Source organism: Candidatus Pelagibacter bacterium nBUS_36 (assembly GCF_051201215.1).
Taxonomy (GTDB): domain Bacteria; phylum Pseudomonadota; class Alphaproteobacteria; order Pelagibacterales; family Pelagibacteraceae; genus Pelagibacter.
Map to the genome: position 1 here is coordinate 520,210 of NZ_CP172839.1, position 16,660 is coordinate 536,869.

The window sequence follows — 16,660 nt, forward strand, 5'->3', positions numbered from 1 at the left end:
TAAATCATGGCTAGAACTCATACATTAGATAAGTATAGAAACATCGGAATTATGGCTCACATAGATGCCGGAAAAACCACCACTACTGAAAGAATTTTATATTATACTGGTAAAAGCCATAAAATTGGTGAAGTCCATGACGGTGCTGCAACAATGGATTGGATGGAGCAAGAACAGGAAAGAGGTATTACAATTACTTCTGCTGCCACTACTTGTTTTTGGAATGACCACAGAATTAATATTATTGATACTCCAGGACACGTAGATTTTACAATTGAAGTTGAGAGATCGCTTAAAGTTTTGGATGGTGCTGTATGTGTTTTTGATGGTGTTGCTGGTGTGGAACCGCAATCTGAAACTGTATGGAGACAAGCTGATAAATATAAAGTTCCAAGAATTTGCTTTGTAAATAAACTAGATAGAACTGGTGCAGATTTTTTTAGATGTGTAGACATGATTAGAGATAGATTGGGATGTAAACCTCTACCTCTTCAAATTCCTATTGGTATTGAAGCTTCACTTTCAGGTGTTGTTGATTTAGTTAAAATGAAAGCACAAGTGTGGAAAAATGAGGCTCTTGGTGCTGAATGGGAATACAAAGATATTCCAGATGATTTAAAAGAAATTTCCCAAAAATACAGAACAGAGTTAGTTGAAACTGCTGTTGAACAAGACGAGAAGTTAATGGAATCTTATTTAAATGGAGATGAAATTAAAGAAGAAGATCTTATTAAATGTATAAGAAAAGGAACTTTAAACTTCAGTTTTGTGCCAATTACAACAGGCTCAGCATTTAAAAATAAAGGTGTTCAACCATTGTTAGATGCAACAATTAATTATTTACCTAGTCCAATTGATATTGGTTCAATTAAAGGAACAAAACCTGGTTCTGAAGATGAAATTGAAATGAAATTTGAAGACTCAGTACCTTTTTCAGCATTAGCATTCAAAGTTGCAAACGATCCTTTTGTTGGCTCTCTAACTTTTATAAGAATTTATTCTGGAACAATTAAAACAGGAACAGCTGTTTATAATACTTCAAAAGATAAAGAAGAAAGAGTTGGCAGAATGCTTTTGATGCATGCTAACTCAAGAGAAGATATTAAAGAAGCAAATGCTGGTGACATAGTTGCATTGGCTGGATTAAAACATACGATTACCGGACATACTTTGTGTGATGAGAATAACCCAGTACTATTAGAACCAATGGAATTCCCTGAACCTGTAATTGAAATTGCTGTTGAACCAAAAACAAAGGCTGACCAAGAAAAAATGGGTGAAGCTTTAGGTAGACTTGCAGCAGAAGATCCTTCTTTTAGAGTGACTTCTGATGAAGAGTCTGGTCAAACTATTATTAAAGGTATGGGTGAATTGCATTTAGATATTATTGTTGATCGAATGAAAAGAGAATTTAAAGTTGAGGCAAATGTTGGTGCTCCACAAGTAGCATACAGAGAAACCTTAGAAAACGCTTCTGAAGTTGAGTACACACACAAAAAACAAAGTGGTGGTGCAGGACAATTTGCTAAAGTTAAGCTTTTAGTAGAACCACAAGAGCCCGGATCAGGTAGATCTGTTGAAAGCAAAATTAAAGGTGGATCTATACCAAAAGAATTTATTCCAGGAGTAGAAAAAGGAATAGAAACTGTATCTGATGGTGGAATATTAGCTGGATTTCCAATGATAGATTATAAAGTTACCATCATAGATGGTTTACACCACGATGTTGACTCAAGTGTCTTAGCATTTGAATTAGCAAGTAGAGCTTGCTTTAAAGAAGCTTGTACTAAAGGTACTTTGAAATTACTTGAACCAGTAATGAGAGTTGAAGTTGTAACTCCAGAAGATTATATGGGAGATGTTATTGGAGATTTAAACAGTAGAAGAGGACAAATCAGCACTCAAGAACAAAGAGGTAATGCTACTGTCATTACAGCAATGGTTCCTCTAGCAAATATGTTTGGATACATTAACAATTTAAGATCGATGTCTCAAGGAAGAGCACAATATTCAATGTTTTTTGATCACTATTCAAAAGTGCCTCAAAATGTACAAGATGAAGTAACTAAAAAGATTGCAGGGTAATTATGGATAAACAAAACATTAGAATTAAATTAAGAGCTTATGACAATAAAATTTTAGATGCTTCAACAGAAGAGATTGTAAACACTGTTAAAAGAACTGGTGCTACAATTAAAGGTCCAATCCCATTACCGACAAGAATAGAGAGATATACGGTATTAAAAGGTCCACATATTGATAAAAAAAGTAGAGAACAATTTGAGTCCAGAACTCATAAAAGATTAATTGATATTATTGAACCAACACCACAAACAGTAGAAGCTTTAATGAAACTTGATTTGGCTTCAGGTGTAGATGTGGAGATAAAAATTTAGTTATGACAGAAATAGCATTAATTGGAAAAAAAATTGGAATGACTAGAGAGTTTTATAAAACTGGTCAACTAGTTCCCGTAACTGTTTTAAAAGTAGAAAAAGCTAGAGTTATCCAAGTCATTGACGAAGAAAAAAGAGGCTATAAAGCAGTTCAACTTGGTTATGGAAAAATTAAAAATTCAAAATTAACAAAAGCCATGAAAGGTTTCTTTGCTAAAAAAAACACAGAAGCAAAAAAAACACTCAAGGAATATAGAGTTAATGATACAGAGGCCTACAAAGAAGGAAATGAGTTTGGTTTAGAAATATTTAAAGACATTAAATTTGTTGATACTAGATCAAAAACAATTGGAAAAGGATTTGCTGGAGCTATGAAAAGATGGAATTTTGGTGGTTTAAGAGCTAGTCACGGTGTGTCTGTATCTCATAGAGCTCATGGTTCAACTGGTCATAGCCAAGATCCTGGAAAAGTATTTAAAGGTAAAAAAATGGCTGGTCATATGGGAGATAGACTAAGAACCATGTTAAATATTGAAATTATTAAAACTGATTTGGAAAATGAACTTTTATATTTAAAAGGTTCAATACCAGGATCTAAAAATGCAGAAGTTGTAGTTAGAAAATCAATTAAAGATATTAACAAGATGACAATTTCAGAAAAAATTGCAGCAGCAGAAGAAGCTAAAAAAACTCCAGATAAAAAGAAAAAATAATGAAATTAGAAAAATTAAGTATTGATGGAAAAAAAGACACTATTGAAGTGTTAGATAAAATTTTTTCTGCTAAAATTAACAGTAAATTAGTAAGTAGTGTTTTGTACAAGACAAATGCTAATTATAAAGGAAGACATGCAAAAACTAAGCAGCAAAATGAAGTAAGTGGACCTACATCAAAAATTTATGCACAAAAAGGTACTGGGGGTGCTCGACATGCAAGTAGAAAAGCTCCTATATTTGTTGGTGGTGGTATAGCTCATGGTCCAAAAGGTGAGCTTGCTTATAAAAAAAGAAAATTAAATAAAAATGAAAAGAAATTAAGTGTTGCTTCACTAATTACTGAAAAAAATAATAATAAAAACCTACTTATTTTAAATGATTTTAGTTCAGAAATTAAAAAGACAAAGGAGATGAGTGCTATTGTTAAAAAGTTAGATATAACAAATTCTCTAATTATACTTGATAAAAATTCAAAAGAAAAAGTTGAAAAATCAGCAAGAAATATTCCTAATGTTAAAGTAACAGACGTTAATCACTTTAGCTCGTACGATATTATTAAATTTAAAAAAGTTGTTTTTACAGAAAGTTCAGTGAAAGAACTAGAAAAGAGATATTCTTAATATGGATAAGATACATTTATACGATAAAGTTTTGTCTCCTATGGTAACTGAGAAATCAACCAATTTATCAGAACAGAATAAAATTGTTTTTAAAGTGCCAACTGGTGCAAATAAGATAAATCTTAAAAAAAACATTGAGAAAATTTTTAAAGTTAATGTAACTAAAATTAATATTATTAATAAGCAAAACAGAACTAAAATAACTAGAGGAAAAAAAGTAAAAGTTTCAGGTTTTAAAAAAGCAATAATAACACTTAAAAAAGGTCAAAGTATTGATCTAACAACAGGTATTTAATAAATGGCACTAAAAACTTTTAAACCATACACAAAATCTACTAGGGGAACAATCTTAGTTGATAGAACTGGACTATGGAAAGGTAAACCTTTCAAATCACTTGTTTCACCAAAAAATGCCATGAAAGGTAGAAACAATAATGGACATATTACATCTATTAATAGAGCTGGTGGGCATAAAAAAATGTACAGACATGTGGATTTTTACCGTAAGAAATTTGACATGGAAGCGACTGTTGAAAGAATTGAATATGATCCAAACAGATCTTGTTACATAATGTTAGTTAAATTTGAAGATGGAGTTCATGCTTATTATTTGGCACCCCAAAAGATTAAAGCTGGTGATAAAATAGAAAATGGATCAAAAAAAGAAATTAAAGTCGGTAATTGTATGCCCTTACAAGATATTCCTGTTGGAATTAATATTCACAATGTTGAAATTCAGCCTGGTGCTGGAGGTAAAATTGCTAGATCTGCAGGATCGTCAGTCACAATAAGTGGTTTAGACGGTAACTACAGCTTAATTAAGTTGGCTTCTGGTGAGGTTAGAAAAATAGATTCAAGATCATTGGCAACTATAGGAATTTTAAGTAATCCAGATCAAAAAAATATCAAAATTGGTAAAGCAGGAAGATCAAGATGGCTTGGTAGAAGACCTCATACAAGAGGTGTTGTGAAAAACCCGGTTGATCACCCTCATGGTGGTGGTGAAGGTAAATCAGCTGGAGGTAGACACCCAGTTTCACCAACTGGTCAATCTGCAAAAGGTTTAAAAACTCGAGATAATAAGAGAACAGATAAATTTATAGTTAAAAGAAGAAACAAAAGGAAGGATACTAAATAATGGCTAGAGCAGTATGGAAGGGACCTTTTGTTGAAGAATCCTTAATGAAAAAAGTTGATAAATACAAAGAGGATCCAAAAAAAATACCTATTAAAACATGGTCAAGAAAATCTACAATTTTACCTGATTTCGTTGGCGTAAGCTTTCAAATTTATAATGGCAAGAAATTTATACCAATAACCATTTCAGAGGACATGGTTGGTCACAAATTAGGAGAATTTTCTCCTACTAGAACTTTTTATGGTCACACTCCTGCAGATAAAAAAGCTAAACCTGCAACAGCGGCTAAAAAATAATTATGAATAAAACAAAGAAAAAAAATAGAAAAAAAGTTGATACAGTTAAATCTGTAAACAATAGTATCAGAACTAGTGTTAGAAAACTTAATCCTATTTTGAAAAGTATAGTTGGAAAAAAAGTTGATGTTGCTATCAGAGATTTACAATTTTCTGCTAAAAGAATTACTAAGGATATTAGAAAAACAATTAGTTCTGCTGTTGCAAATGCTGAGAATAATTTTCAATATGATATTGACAATTTAATTGTGAAAGAAGCTTACTGTGGAAAAAAAATTGTTATGAAAAGATTTAGACCAAGAGCCAAAGGTAGAGCTGCACCTATTTTAAAACCTTGGTCAACAGTAACTATAATTTTATCAGAAGTTAAACAAATGGAGAGTCATGGGACAAAAGGTTAATCCTGTAGGTTTTAGATTGGGTGTCAATAGAGGTTGGGACTCTGTTTGGTATGCAAAGAAAAAAGATTTTGGTAATTATTTAATCGAAGATTTTAAAATTAGAGATTACATTAAAAAAAATGTAGTTAACTCGGGAGTTTCTAAAGTAATGATAGAGAGAACTTCAAATAAGTGTTACGTAACAATATATACTTCAAGACCAGGTTTTGTTATTGGTAAAAAAGGAAGTGACATTGATAAGATTAAAAATAATTTGTCAAAATTTACAACTAATGAAGTTGCATTAAATATTAAAGAAGTAAAAAAACCAGAAACAAATGCTTATTTAGTAGCTGAAAATATAGCTCAGCAATTAGTAAAAAGAATTTCTTACAGAAGAGCAATGAAAAGATCTATGCAATCATGTATTAGACTGGGTGCTAAGGGCATAAAAGTGTCTATAAGTGGAAGACTTGGTGGAAATGAAATCGCTAGAACTGAATGGTTAAGAGAGGGAAGTATCCCTTCACATACACTAAGAGCAGACATAGATTATGCTGAAGCAGAAGCTTTAACCACATATGGTATTATTGGAATTAAAGTTTGGATTTATAAAGGAGAAGTTTTTGCAAGAGAATTTAGCCAGGAAACTAATAAAGTAACACCAAAAGAGGGTAAAGAATAATGCTTCAACCAGTAAGAACTAGATGGAGAAAAGCTCATAAAGGTAGAATTCATGGAACTGCAACAAGAGCAAGTTCTATTAATTATGGAGCATTTGCATTAAAAGCTTTACAGCCCGAAAGAATAACAGGCAAACAAATTGAAGCTGCTAGAGTAGCTTTAACTAGACATATGAAGAGACAAGGAAGAGTATGGACAAGAGTATTTCCAAATATACCAGTTTCAAAAAAACCTATTGAAGTAAGAATGGGTAAAGGAAAAGGTAATCCAGAATTTTTTGCTTGTAGAGTAAAACCTGGAAGAATTTTGTTTGAAGTTGATGGTGTATCAGAGCAAATTGCTAAAGAAGCTTTGTACAAGGCATCAGCAAAATTACCAATTAAGACTAAAACAATTAAGAGGTTTGCTTAATATGAAAAAACAAGAAATTAAGAAACTTTCTAAGGACGAAGTTGTGAAAAATATTGATAAACTAAAAAAAGATCTTTTTAATTTTAGGTTTCAAAAAATTAATTCACAAGTCACAAATCCGGCAAAAATTGGTGAAACTAGAAAAACAATTGCAAGATTAAAAACAATATTAAAAGGAAAAATTAATGCCTAAAAAAATATTAACTGGTGTAGTGATCAGTGATAAACCCAACAAAACTATAACTGTAATGGTTGAAAGAAAATATTCGCACCCAGTACTTAAAAAAGTAATTAAAGTAAGAAAAAATTACAATGCACATGATGAAAATAATAAATTCAAAACTGGTGATAAAGTTTCAATAATTGAAAGCAAACCATTTTCAAAAAATAAAAAATTTCAAGTAATGGAGAATACAAAATAATGATCGGTGTACAAACAGAGTTGCAGGTAGCTGACAATACGGGCGCTAAAAGAATTGAGTGTATAAAGGTTCTTGGTGGTTCTAAGAGACGATATGCAAGTATTGGTGACACCATTGTGATTGCTGTAAAAGAAGCAATACCCAAGGGTAAAGTTAAAAAGGGTACTGTTCATAAAGCAGTTGTTGTAAGAGTTAAAAAAGGAATTCACAGAAATGATGGTTCAAAAGTTAAATTTGATAATAATGCTGCTGTTTTAGTTGATGACAAGGGTGAACCAGTCGGAACTAGAATTTTTGGACCTGTAACAAGAGAATTAAGAAGTAGAGGTCAAATGAAAATAATTTCATTAGCACCGGAGGTTTTATAATAATGATAAAAAAAGGTTTAAAAGTTAGAGTTTTGACAGGAAAAGATAAAAAAAAAGAAGGTGAAGTTATTGAAATTGACAGAGCTAATAATCGTGCAAAAGTCAAAGAAGTAAACATGGTTAAAAAACATATTAAAACTACTAAAGAAAAAAAAGGCGGGATAGTTTCAAAAGAAAGCTTCATTCATTTATCAAACCTAAAATTAATTGATGAAAAAGTTGCTAAAAAATCAGAGGCTAAAAAATAATGACACCAAGATTAAAAGAAATTTATAATAAAGAAATTCAACCAGCTTTAAAAGATAGTTTGGGTCTTAAAAATGTTTTTATGACACCAAAAATTGAAAAAGTTGTTTTAAATATGGGGCTAGGATTAGATGGTGCTGATGCTAAAATTTTAAAAGCTGCTGAGGAAGATATGGGAAAAATTACTGGTCAAAAACCTGTTATCACAAAATTTAAAAAGTCTGTTGCAAATTTTAAAACCAGAAAAGGATCAAACGCAGGATTAAAAGTAACATTGAGAAAGAATAAAATGTATGAATTTATTGATAGGTTAGTGAATATAGCTCTACCAAGAATTAAAGATTTTAGAGGTCTTTCTCCAAAAGGATTTGATAAATTTGGTAATTACACATTTGGTGTAAAAGAACACATCATTTTTCCAGAAGTAAGTTTTGATAGAGCCGACAAAGTTAGAGGTTTAGATATAGTTGTTGTAATTAAAGCTATGAATAAAGAGCATGCTTTCGCATTATTAGAAAAAATGAATTTTCCATTTATCAAAAAAGGAGACAATTAAACATGGCTAAAGTAAGCGCTGTAAATAAGAACGACAAAAGAATTAAACTTTCAGATAGGCTTTATAAAAAAAGACAGAGTCTAAAAAAAATTATTATGGATAAAAAACTCCCATTAGAAGAGAGATTTAAAGCTCAACAAAAACTTTCGCAAATGCCTAGAAATTCAGCGAAAATAAGAGTTATGAATAGATGTAAAATTACAGGAAGACCTCATGGGGTTTATAGAAAATTAAAAATATCAAGAATAGCTTTAAGGGACTTAGGTTTGGCTGGATTAATTCCAGGAATGACTAAGTCAAGCTGGTAGAAAGGAAAATATGAGTTTAAGTGATCCAATTGGAGATATGATAGCAAGAGTGAAAAATGCTCAAGCAAGAAATCACAAGAAAGTAGCATTACCTTCTTCAAATTTTAAAACTAAAATAGCTGACATTCTTAAAAATGAAGGTTTCATTAAGGATTTTAAAATTGATGATGAGGATAAGAAACCAACTTTATCTTTAGAGCTTAAATACCATTCTGGCAATCCTGTAATCAGTGCTTTTGAGCGTGTTTCAAAACCAGGAAGAAGAATTTTTTCTAGTGCAGAAGGGCTACCAAAGATAAACAATGGTTTAGGTATCGCGATAGTCTCAACACCAAAAGGTGTAATGACAGATATTGATGCTAGAAAGCAACGTGTTGGTGGCGAAATAATTTGTAAGGTATTTTAATGTCTAAAATTGGTAAAATAAGTATCTCAATTCCTGAAAAAGTTAAAGTTGCATTGGCTGGTAGTATTATAAATATTGAAGGTCCTTTGGGAAAAAAATCTGTCGATATTGATCTAGAAATGTTTAATCTTGATATTCAAGAGGGTAAAGAGATTTCAATCAAACCAAAAAAAATTGATCAAAATTCTAAAAGACTTTGGGGAATGAATAGAAGTTTAATAAACAATGCAGTTATCGGTTCTAGCACTGGGTATGAAAAAACTTTAGAGCTTGTTGGAGTAGGTTATAGAGCTGCTCTCAAAGGTAAACAATTAAACTTACAACTAGGTTATAGCCATGATATTAATTATGACATTCCTGATGGTATAAAAATAGAAGTCGAAAAACAAACAACATTAAAAATATCAGGTTCTGATAAACAACAAGTTGGTTCTGTAGCTTCAAAAATTAAAACATACAGAAAAATTGAACCTTACAAAGGTAAGGGAATACGAGAAAAAGGTCAGTATGTTCTTAAAAAAGAAGGAAAGAAAAAATAATGAAATTAAATACAAGTATTAGAAAAAGGTTCAGAGTTAGCAATAAAGTAAAAAAAGTTGCATCTAAAGACAGGTTTAGATTGTGTATTTCTAGATCTTCTAAAAATATTTCTGCACAAATAATTGATGATATTAATAAAGTAACATTATTATCTGCCTCATCAGTCGAAAAAGATATAAGATCGGGTGATAAAGTAAATAAAACCGAACTATCAAAAATTGTAGCTACAAAGTTAGCAAAAAAAGCACAAGAAAAAAAAATCACTAAAATTTACTTTGATAGAGGTATTTATAGATATCATGGTAGAGTTAAAGTATTTGCTGAAACCTTACGTGAAAATGGAATGGAATTTTAATTATGGAAAATTTTAAAGATAAAAAAACTGACGATATTTTAGAAAAACTTGTTCATATAAACCGTATTACAAAAGTTGTAAAAGGTGGTCGTAGATTTGGTTTTTCAGCATTAGTGGTAGTAGGTAATCAAGCGGGTAAAATTGGTATAGCACATGCAAAAGCTAAACAAGTTCCTGATGCGATTAAAAAAGCTAATGAAGTTGCTAGAAGAAAATTGATACATATACCTTTAAGAGAAGGAAGAACAATCCATCACGATGTAAAAGCAAAAGATGGGTCTGGAAGAATAGTTCTTAGAGCAGCATCAAAAGGTACAGGCATAATTGCAGGTGGCCCAGTAAGAGCTGTTTGTGAAGTACTCGGTGTAAAAGATATAGTTGCTAAATCAATGGGAACCTCTAATGCACATAATGTTATTAGGGCTACTATGAAAGCTTTATTAAAGCAAAATTCACCAAAACAAATTTCAGCAATTAGAAACAAAAAGATTTCTGAGATAGTTGAGAAAAGAGGATAATGATAACCTTAAATACTAAAGACAAAATTAATAAATCAAAAATTAGAGTGGGTAGAGGAATTGGATCTGGAAAAGGTAAAACTTCTGGTAGAGGTGTTAAAGGTCAAAAATCTAGATCAGGTGTAGCCATTAAAGCTTTTGAGGGTGGTCAAATGCCTTTGTATAGAAGATTGCCAAAAAGAGGTTTTAACCCAATTTCGAGAACAAACATTGCAATTATGAATCTTGAAAAAATTCAATTTTTTATTAATGAAAAAACTATTAATCCAAGTGATACAATAAACATGGAATTGCTAAAAAAATTAAAACTAATTAACAAAAATTCTCAAAAATTAAAGATACTTGGCACTGGGGAAATTAAAGATAAGGTAAATATTGAAGCAGATTTAGCCTCTAAATCAGCGATAGAGAAACTAGAAAAAATTAGTGGATCTATTCAGTTAAAGAAATAATTGATCTTAATGAGTGCTTCATCATCATCGAATGATTTAAGAAATAGAATATTATTTACAATATTTATTCTTTCAGTTTACAGATTTGGAACTTTTGTTCCTTTACCTGGCATTGATCCAGAACAACTTAAAGTAATGATGGATGGCAATCAGAAAGGGTTGTTAGGAATGTTCAATGTATTTGCTGGTGGAGCAATAAGTAGAATGGCGATATTTGCGTTAGGCATAATGCCTTACATTTCTTCATCTATTATAGTTCAACTTTTGACAGGAGTTTCCGATTATTTTAAAAATTTAAAAGCTCAAGGAGAAATTGGAAGAGCTAAGATTACTCAAATTACAAGATATGGAACTGTTCTTCTAGCAACTGTACAGGGTTATGGTCTATCCGTTGGTTTAGAGTCTTCTGCAGACTTAGTTATTAATCCTGGAGCATTTTTTAAGATAACAACTGTTACAACAATTGTTGCGGGAACAATGTTTTTGATGTGGTTAGGTGAGCAAATAACACAAAGAGGTATTGGTAATGGAATATCTTTAATAATTTTTGCAGGTATTGTTGCGGAAATTCCTAGAGCATTAGTAACAACTTTTGAGCTTGGAAGAACTGGTGCTGTCTCAACATTTATGATTTTAGGAATATTTGTTTTGTTAATTCTTACAATTTTATTCATAGTATTTATGGAAAGAGCTTTAAGAAAAATATTAATTAATTATCCAAAAAGACAAATGGGTAACAAAATGTATGGTGGTGAGTCATCACATTTACCATTGAAAATTAATCAAGCTGGTGTGATACCAGCTATATTTGCTTCGGCATTATTATTGTTACCAGTGACTTTTTCAAATTTTTCTTTTTCAAGCAATGAAACATTTTTAGATATAAGCTCATACTTTACTCAAGGTCAGCCTCTTTATATGCTGTTATACGCATCTGGAATAATTTTTTTTACTTTTTTTTATACTTCTATAACTTTTAATCCAACAGAAACTGCTGATAACTTAAGAAAGTATGGTGGATTTGTTCCAGGAATTAGACCAGGCGAAAGTACAGCATTATATATAGAGAATATTTTAACAAAATTAACAACTATAGGCGCTCTATACTTAACCTTAGTTTGTTTAATGCCAGAATTTTTAATTGCAAATTATCCAATTCCTTTTTATTTAGGTGGTACTTCAATTTTAATTGTAGTTGTCGTTGCAATAGATACTGTTACTCAAATTCAAACAAGATTAATGAGTTCTCAATACGAACAATTAATCAAAAAAACAAAATTTGGTAAATAAGTGAACATTATTTTATTTGGGCCTCCTGGCGCAGGTAAAGGCACTCAAGCTCAGCTAATTGTTAAAAAACATAATTATTTTCAACTATCCACAGGTGATTTGTTAAGAAGTGAGACTAAAAAAAATTCAAATTTAGGAGTAGAAATAGAAGCCATTATTTCAAAAGGAAACTTCGTTTCAGATAAAATTGTCAATGAATTACTTAAAAAAACAATCTTAAATTTAAAATTTAGAGATAGAATTATTTTTGATGGCTACCCTAGAAGTATAGATCAAGCCAATAACCTAGAATCAATTTTGAAAGAATATAATCAAAAAATAGATTTGATAATTTCTTTAGTTGTACCTCGCGAAATTATAGAAAAAAGGATTATTGGGAGAGTTACTTGTGATAAGTGCAATTTAACGCTAAACGAATTTTTTAATAGTGAAGAAATAGAACTTCATCCATGTGGCAAGGAATTTTTTGTTAAAAGAAAAGATGACAATCTTGAGACCATTATGTCAAGATATGATATTTATACAAAAACAACAGAACCAGTCCTTAATTTTCTGTCAAAAAATCCAAACTTTCAAGAGATAGATGGAACACTTGAAATCGATGAAATAACAAGGAAAATTGATGATTTTATCAATGTTTAAGACGTTGACTTTAGATAATCTTATTATATAAAAGGCTCAAATTATCACAAAAACTATGGCTCGTATCGCAGGTATCAATATCCCACAAAATAAACTTGTTCACATAGGTTTGACTTATATCTATGGAATTGGTGATAAGTTTTCAAATCAAATTTGTTCTTCATTAGAAATTCCTAAAGCAAAAAGAATTAATGAATTAACAGATGATGAAATATTAAAAATTAGAGAATATATAGATGCTAATTTTAAAGTGGAAGGTGATCTTAGAAGAGATTATTCATTGACTATTAAAAGATTAATTGATCTTGCTTGTTATAGAGGGACCAGACATAGAAAAAAATTACCTGTTAGAGGTCAAAGAACAAGATGCAACGCGAGAACTAGAAAAGGTAAAGCTATCGCTATTGCAGGAAAAAAATTAACACCAACTAAAAAATAATTATGGCTAAAGCTGATAAAGTTGAAAATAAAGATCAGAAGGTAGAAAAGTCTTTAAAGAAGAGTAATAAAAGCTCTTATTCAAAAAAGAAAAAAATTAAAAAAAATATTTTAAATGGAATTGCTTACGTTCAATCAACATTTAACAATACAATCATCTCTATTGCTGACACTAATGGCAATGTAATTTCTTGGGCATCTGCAGGACAAAAAGGTTTTAAGGGGTCAAGAAAATCAACTCCTTATGCAGCTCAAATTGCTGCGGATGCAGCTGCATCAAAAGCATTAGAATTTGGAATGAAAACTTTATCTGTTGAAGTAAAAGGCCCAGGTTCTGGACGTGAAACTGCTTTAAGAGCTTTACAGGCTAGAGGTTTCAAAATTTTATCAATTAAAGATACAACACCCATGCCCCATAATGGAACTAGACCACCAAAGAAAAGGAGAGTTTAATGGAAGTCGAAAATGTTAATATTAAAAATTGGAAGTCATTAATTAAACCATCAAAATTAGATGTACAAATTAGCGATGACTTAACTCATGCTAAAATAATCGCTGAACCATTAGAAAAAGGTTATGGATTAACTTTAGGAAATTCATTAAGAAGAATTTTATTATCTTCAATAAGAGGTGCAGCAGTTACCTCAATACAAATAGATGGTGTCTTACATGAATTTACTTCTATTAAAGGTGTTAGAGAAGATGTTACTGATATAGTTTTAAACGTTAAATCTTTAGCTTTGAAATCGAATTCTGAAGGAACAAAAAAACTTATTTTAGATGCTAAAGGACCAGGAGAAATAAAAGCTTCTGACATTGCGCCTGTAGCAGATGTTGAAATTTTAAATCCTGATTTAGTTATTTGCAATCTTGATGAAAATACAAATTTCCACATGGAAATGAACGTGAGTACTGGCAAAGGCTATGTTCCAGCTGATTTGAATAAACCAGAAGAGCCACCTTTGGGTCTTATAGCGATAGACTCACTTTATAGTCCAGTTAAAAAAGTTTCTTATTCAATTAGCACTGCTAGAGAAGGTAAGGCGTTAGATTACGACAAACTTACTATGGAAGTTGAAACAAACGGATCAATTTCAGCAGAGGATGCTGTAGCTTATTCAGCAAGAATTTTTCAAGACCAATTAAAAATGTTTGTTAATTTTGATGAACCTGTGGAAGCCCCTATAAAAGAAGTGTCTACAGAACCTGAGTTTAATAAGAACTTATTAAGAAAAGTTGATGAACTTGAGCTTTCTGTAAGATCTATGAACTGTTTGAAAAATGATAATATAATTTACATTGGTGATTTGGTACAAAAATCTGAAGGCGAAATGCTTAGAACGCCTAATTTTGGAAGAAAATCATTAAACGAGATTAAAGAAGTTCTGACTGGAATGTCGTTATATTTAGGTATGGAAATTCCTAATTGGCCGCCTGATAACATTGCAGAAATGTCTAAAAAGTTAGAGGAAGCCATCTAATGAGACACGGAATGGCAAACAAGAAGTTAAACAGAACTTCTGAACATAGAAAAGCTCTTTTAAAGAATATGTTAAATTCTTTAATAAAATATGAGCAAATCAAAACTACTTTACCAAAAGCAAAATTTTTAAAACCTCAAGCTGACAAAATTATAACATTAGGTAAAAAAGAAACTTTGCAAACTACAAAAATGTTAGTTTCTCAACTTCAAGATATCAAATCTGCTAATAAAGTGAAAAAAACTCTTTCAAAAAGATATGAAAAAAGAAACGGTGGATATACAAGAATTGTTAAGGCTGGATTTAGATATGGTGATAATGCACCCATGGCTATCATAGAATTTGTTGATAGAGATGTTGAAGCAAGAAGAGTCGATAAAAAGAAAAAAGATACAACTAAAGAAACACCTAAAGCTGAAGAAACGAAACAAGCTACAGCATAAATCTTAAATCATGAAAAAGTCTTACATCGTTGATTCAACGTGTAATGATATGCGTATTGATAGATGGATAAGATTAACTTTAGGCAAAATCCCTCAAGGTTTAATTGAAAAATATTTACGAGCGGGCAAAGTCAAGTTAAATAAAAAAAAAGTTAAAAGTTCACAAAAAATTAAAACAAATGATGAAGTAAATTTGTTTAACATAGACTTTAAAGAATCAATAGTTCAAAAAAAAATCAAATTTGAACCATCAAAAGATATTATCAAATCCAACGAAGATCAAATTATTGATAATAATGAAAATTTTATAGTCCTTAATAAGAGTGCAGGAATTTCAGTTCAAGGTGGAACTAAATCAAAAAAGAACCTTGTTGATATTTTTGCTAAAAGTGAAATTTTTCAAGGCACCAAACCATATTCTGTGCATAGACTTGATAAAGATACTTCAGGAGTTTTTATAATGGCCAAAACCAGAGAAAGTGCACAACTATTAACATCTTTATTTAGATTACGTAAAGTTCATAAAACATACCTAGCTATTTGTCATGGTGAACTTGAAAAAGACTCTGGTGAATGGAATGATGATCTTATTCGATATGATGGAGAAAAAAAAATTATTGAAAAAGCTAAAACATTATACAAAGTATTGGATAAAAATTCCGAAGCTTCTTTGGTTGAACTAAAACCAATAACAGGACGAAAGCATCAACTCAGAAAACAATTATATGCTGTTGGACAACCAATTTTTGGTGACGTAAAATATAAATTATCTAATTCATTTAAAGGGATTAATAAAAATTTAATGCTCCATTCATATCAGATAAGATTTATAGCAAATGATATTAAGCACACTTACACAGCTTTATTACCAGATTATTTTAAAAAATTATTAAAAACAAAAAGACTTAGATTTTTAGATTAATAATAAGATTTTCAATTAATATATTTTCCAGATTTGAGTAATCTTGATTTTTAATTTCCTCTAGATTTGTTACTCCCTTATCTAAAATTCCACATGGAATAATCTTTTTGTATTGATCAAGATTATTATTAATATTAATCGCAAATCCATGATAAGCGATCCACTTACTAACTCTTACACCTATAGCGGCCACTTTTTTTACTTGATTATTTTTTTGGTGCCAAATTCCTATATTTTTTTTATCAGCAAAAGTGTCGATTTTAAAAAATTTTAAAGTATCTTTAATAGTTTTTTCTAAAATAGAAATAAATCTTCTCACATCTTTTTTTTTTCTAAGGTCTATTACAAAATAACAAATTAATTGACCTGGAGCGTGGCATGTGATTTTTCCTCCACGATTAGTTTCAATAACTTTAATAGATTTATCAATAATTTCATTTTTATTATAGCTAGTACCCGCCGTATAAATCTCATTATGTGATAAAGTCCAAATAAGTTCATTTTCTTTTTTCTCATATAGTCTTTGTAATCTTTCTTCTAAAAGATTTATTGCCTCAAAATAATTTACTGGTTTTATTGACTTTTTGATCTCTATATTCATTTATAAATTGTATTATCTTAATTATCTATTA

The 16,660-nt window shown here is 30.4% G+C and carries 29 protein-coding genes; 28 read left to right on the forward strand and 1 reads right to left on the reverse strand.

The genetic code is table 11. The annotated features are described in order from the left end of the window. Nucleotides 1–6: 6 nt before the first annotated feature. Genes fusA through ACIJYI_RS02900 form a run of 28 tightly spaced genes read left to right on the forward strand, consistent with a single transcriptional unit; the run spans nt 7 to nt 16,028 of the window. Nucleotides 7–2,085, forward strand: a complete 2,079-nt coding sequence (gene fusA / locus ACIJYI_RS02765) for an elongation factor G (RefSeq protein WP_435114581.1) — start codon at nt 7–9, stop codon at nt 2,083–2,085. 2 nt (nt 2,086–2,087) lie between these two features. Then, nucleotides 2,088–2,396: a 30S ribosomal protein S10 gene (rpsJ, locus tag ACIJYI_RS02770; protein ID WP_435114582.1), complete on the forward strand. Its 309-nt coding sequence runs from the start codon at nt 2,088–2,090 to the stop codon at nt 2,394–2,396. Between the two features lie 2 nt (nt 2,397–2,398). Then, a complete protein-coding gene (rplC, locus tag ACIJYI_RS02775) occupies nt 2,399–3,109 on the forward strand; it encodes a 50S ribosomal protein L3 (protein ID WP_435114583.1) in 711 nt (236 codons plus the stop codon). Beyond that, entirely contained in the window at nt 3,109–3,732 is a 624-nt protein-coding gene (gene rplD, locus ACIJYI_RS02780) for a 50S ribosomal protein L4 (protein WP_435114584.1), read from the forward strand. The genes rplC and rplD overlap by 1 nt, the downstream gene beginning before the upstream one ends. Nucleotide 3,733: 1 nt before the next feature. Continuing rightward, nucleotides 3,734–4,027, forward strand: coding sequence for a 50S ribosomal protein L23 (gene rplW / locus ACIJYI_RS02785; RefSeq protein WP_435114585.1), 294 nt, complete (start codon nt 3,734–3,736; stop codon nt 4,025–4,027). A 3-nt stretch (nt 4,028–4,030) separates the two neighbouring features. Further along, nucleotides 4,031–4,870 carry a 50S ribosomal protein L2 gene (gene rplB, locus ACIJYI_RS02790; protein WP_435114586.1) on the forward strand — a complete coding sequence of 280 codons (840 nt, stop codon included), beginning with the start codon at nt 4,031–4,033 and terminating at the stop codon, nt 4,868–4,870. After that, the gene (gene rpsS, locus ACIJYI_RS02795) at nt 4,870–5,166 is read left to right on the forward strand and encodes a 30S ribosomal protein S19 (protein WP_435114587.1); all 297 of its coding nucleotides are present in this window, start codon (nt 4,870–4,872) and stop codon (nt 5,164–5,166) included. The genes rplB and rpsS overlap by 1 nt, the downstream gene beginning before the upstream one ends. Nucleotides 5,167–5,168: 2 nt before the next feature. Then, complete coding sequence (gene rplV, locus ACIJYI_RS02800) at nt 5,169–5,567, forward strand: 50S ribosomal protein L22 (protein ID WP_435114588.1); 399 nt, start codon at nt 5,169–5,171, stop codon at nt 5,565–5,567. Beyond that, nucleotides 5,551–6,231, forward strand: a complete 681-nt coding sequence (gene rpsC / locus ACIJYI_RS02805) for a 30S ribosomal protein S3 (protein WP_435114589.1) — start codon at nt 5,551–5,553, stop codon at nt 6,229–6,231. Before rplV ends, rpsC begins: the two co-directional genes overlap by 17 nt. Continuing rightward, nucleotides 6,231–6,641 (forward strand): 50S ribosomal protein L16, encoded by a 411-nt coding sequence (gene rplP, locus ACIJYI_RS02810; RefSeq protein WP_023648433.1) that lies wholly within the window; start codon nt 6,231–6,233, stop codon nt 6,639–6,641. Before rpsC ends, rplP begins: the two co-directional genes overlap by 1 nt. 1 nt (nt 6,642) lies before the next feature. Continuing rightward, complete coding sequence (gene rpmC / locus ACIJYI_RS02815; protein ID WP_435114590.1) at nt 6,643–6,834, forward strand: 50S ribosomal protein L29; 192 nt, start codon at nt 6,643–6,645, stop codon at nt 6,832–6,834. Beyond that, nucleotides 6,827–7,063, forward strand: a complete 237-nt coding sequence (rpsQ, locus tag ACIJYI_RS02820) for a 30S ribosomal protein S17 (RefSeq protein ID WP_435091059.1) — start codon at nt 6,827–6,829, stop codon at nt 7,061–7,063. Before rpmC ends, rpsQ begins: the two co-directional genes overlap by 8 nt. Beyond that, complete coding sequence (gene rplN / locus ACIJYI_RS02825; protein ID WP_008544079.1) at nt 7,063–7,431, forward strand: 50S ribosomal protein L14; 369 nt, start codon at nt 7,063–7,065, stop codon at nt 7,429–7,431. The genes rpsQ and rplN overlap by 1 nt, the downstream gene beginning before the upstream one ends. Before the next feature lie 2 nt (nt 7,432–7,433). Next, nucleotides 7,434–7,679 carry a 50S ribosomal protein L24 gene (gene rplX / locus ACIJYI_RS02830; protein ID WP_435114591.1) on the forward strand — a complete coding sequence of 82 codons (246 nt, stop codon included), beginning with the start codon at nt 7,434–7,436 and terminating at the stop codon, nt 7,677–7,679. Continuing rightward, a complete protein-coding gene (gene rplE / locus ACIJYI_RS02835; protein ID WP_435114592.1) occupies nt 7,679–8,233 on the forward strand; it encodes a 50S ribosomal protein L5 in 555 nt (184 codons plus the stop codon). Before rplX ends, rplE begins: the two co-directional genes overlap by 1 nt. Nucleotides 8,234–8,235: 2 nt before the next feature. Further along, the gene (gene rpsN, locus ACIJYI_RS02840; RefSeq protein ID WP_435098305.1) at nt 8,236–8,541 is read left to right on the forward strand and encodes a 30S ribosomal protein S14; all 306 of its coding nucleotides are present in this window, start codon (nt 8,236–8,238) and stop codon (nt 8,539–8,541) included. 10 nt (nt 8,542–8,551) lie between these two features. After that, on the forward strand, nt 8,552–8,947 hold the full coding sequence (gene rpsH, locus ACIJYI_RS02845; RefSeq protein WP_435114593.1) for a 30S ribosomal protein S8: 396 nt from the start codon (nt 8,552–8,554) through the stop codon (nt 8,945–8,947). Beyond that, on the forward strand, nt 8,947–9,486 hold the full coding sequence (rplF, locus tag ACIJYI_RS02850) for a 50S ribosomal protein L6 (RefSeq protein ID WP_435114594.1): 540 nt from the start codon (nt 8,947–8,949) through the stop codon (nt 9,484–9,486). The genes rpsH and rplF overlap by 1 nt, the downstream gene beginning before the upstream one ends. Next, nucleotides 9,486–9,842, forward strand: coding sequence for a 50S ribosomal protein L18 (gene rplR / locus ACIJYI_RS02855; protein WP_435114595.1), 357 nt, complete (start codon nt 9,486–9,488; stop codon nt 9,840–9,842). Before rplF ends, rplR begins: the two co-directional genes overlap by 1 nt. A gap of 2 nt (nt 9,843–9,844) precedes the next feature. Continuing rightward, complete coding sequence (rpsE, locus tag ACIJYI_RS02860) at nt 9,845–10,360, forward strand: 30S ribosomal protein S5 (RefSeq protein ID WP_435114596.1); 516 nt, start codon at nt 9,845–9,847, stop codon at nt 10,358–10,360. Continuing rightward, nucleotides 10,360–10,812, forward strand: a complete 453-nt coding sequence (gene rplO / locus ACIJYI_RS02865) for a 50S ribosomal protein L15 (RefSeq protein ID WP_435114597.1) — start codon at nt 10,360–10,362, stop codon at nt 10,810–10,812. The genes rpsE and rplO overlap by 1 nt, the downstream gene beginning before the upstream one ends. A 9-nt stretch (nt 10,813–10,821) precedes the next feature. After that, on the forward strand, nt 10,822–12,102 hold the full coding sequence (secY, locus tag ACIJYI_RS02870; protein WP_435114598.1) for a preprotein translocase subunit SecY: 1,281 nt from the start codon (nt 10,822–10,824) through the stop codon (nt 12,100–12,102). Beyond that, on the forward strand, nt 12,103–12,744 hold the full coding sequence (locus tag ACIJYI_RS02875; protein ID WP_435114599.1) for an adenylate kinase: 642 nt from the start codon (nt 12,103–12,105) through the stop codon (nt 12,742–12,744). A gap of 55 nt (nt 12,745–12,799) precedes the next feature. Further along, nucleotides 12,800–13,183, forward strand: a complete 384-nt coding sequence (gene rpsM, locus ACIJYI_RS02880) for a 30S ribosomal protein S13 (RefSeq protein ID WP_435091074.1) — start codon at nt 12,800–12,802, stop codon at nt 13,181–13,183. 2 nt (nt 13,184–13,185) lie between these two features. Further along, the gene (gene rpsK / locus ACIJYI_RS02885) at nt 13,186–13,635 is read left to right on the forward strand and encodes a 30S ribosomal protein S11 (protein WP_435114600.1); all 450 of its coding nucleotides are present in this window, start codon (nt 13,186–13,188) and stop codon (nt 13,633–13,635) included. Then, nucleotides 13,635–14,663 carry a DNA-directed RNA polymerase subunit alpha gene (locus ACIJYI_RS02890; protein ID WP_435114601.1) on the forward strand — a complete coding sequence of 343 codons (1,029 nt, stop codon included), beginning with the start codon at nt 13,635–13,637 and terminating at the stop codon, nt 14,661–14,663. The genes rpsK and ACIJYI_RS02890 overlap by 1 nt, the downstream gene beginning before the upstream one ends. Continuing rightward, complete coding sequence (rplQ, locus tag ACIJYI_RS02895; protein WP_435114602.1) at nt 14,663–15,106, forward strand: 50S ribosomal protein L17; 444 nt, start codon at nt 14,663–14,665, stop codon at nt 15,104–15,106. Before ACIJYI_RS02890 ends, rplQ begins: the two co-directional genes overlap by 1 nt. A gap of 10 nt (nt 15,107–15,116) precedes the next feature. After that, entirely contained in the window at nt 15,117–16,028 is a 912-nt protein-coding gene (locus tag ACIJYI_RS02900) for an RluA family pseudouridine synthase (protein WP_435114603.1), read from the forward strand. Here the strand turns inward: ACIJYI_RS02900 and lipB are convergent. After that, complete coding sequence (lipB, locus tag ACIJYI_RS02905) at nt 16,012–16,629, reverse strand: lipoyl(octanoyl) transferase LipB (RefSeq protein ID WP_435114604.1); 618 nt, start codon at nt 16,627–16,629, stop codon at nt 16,012–16,014. The two genes, ACIJYI_RS02900 and lipB, sit on opposite strands and share 17 nt — an antisense overlap. Nucleotides 16,630–16,660: the final 31 nt, after the last annotated feature.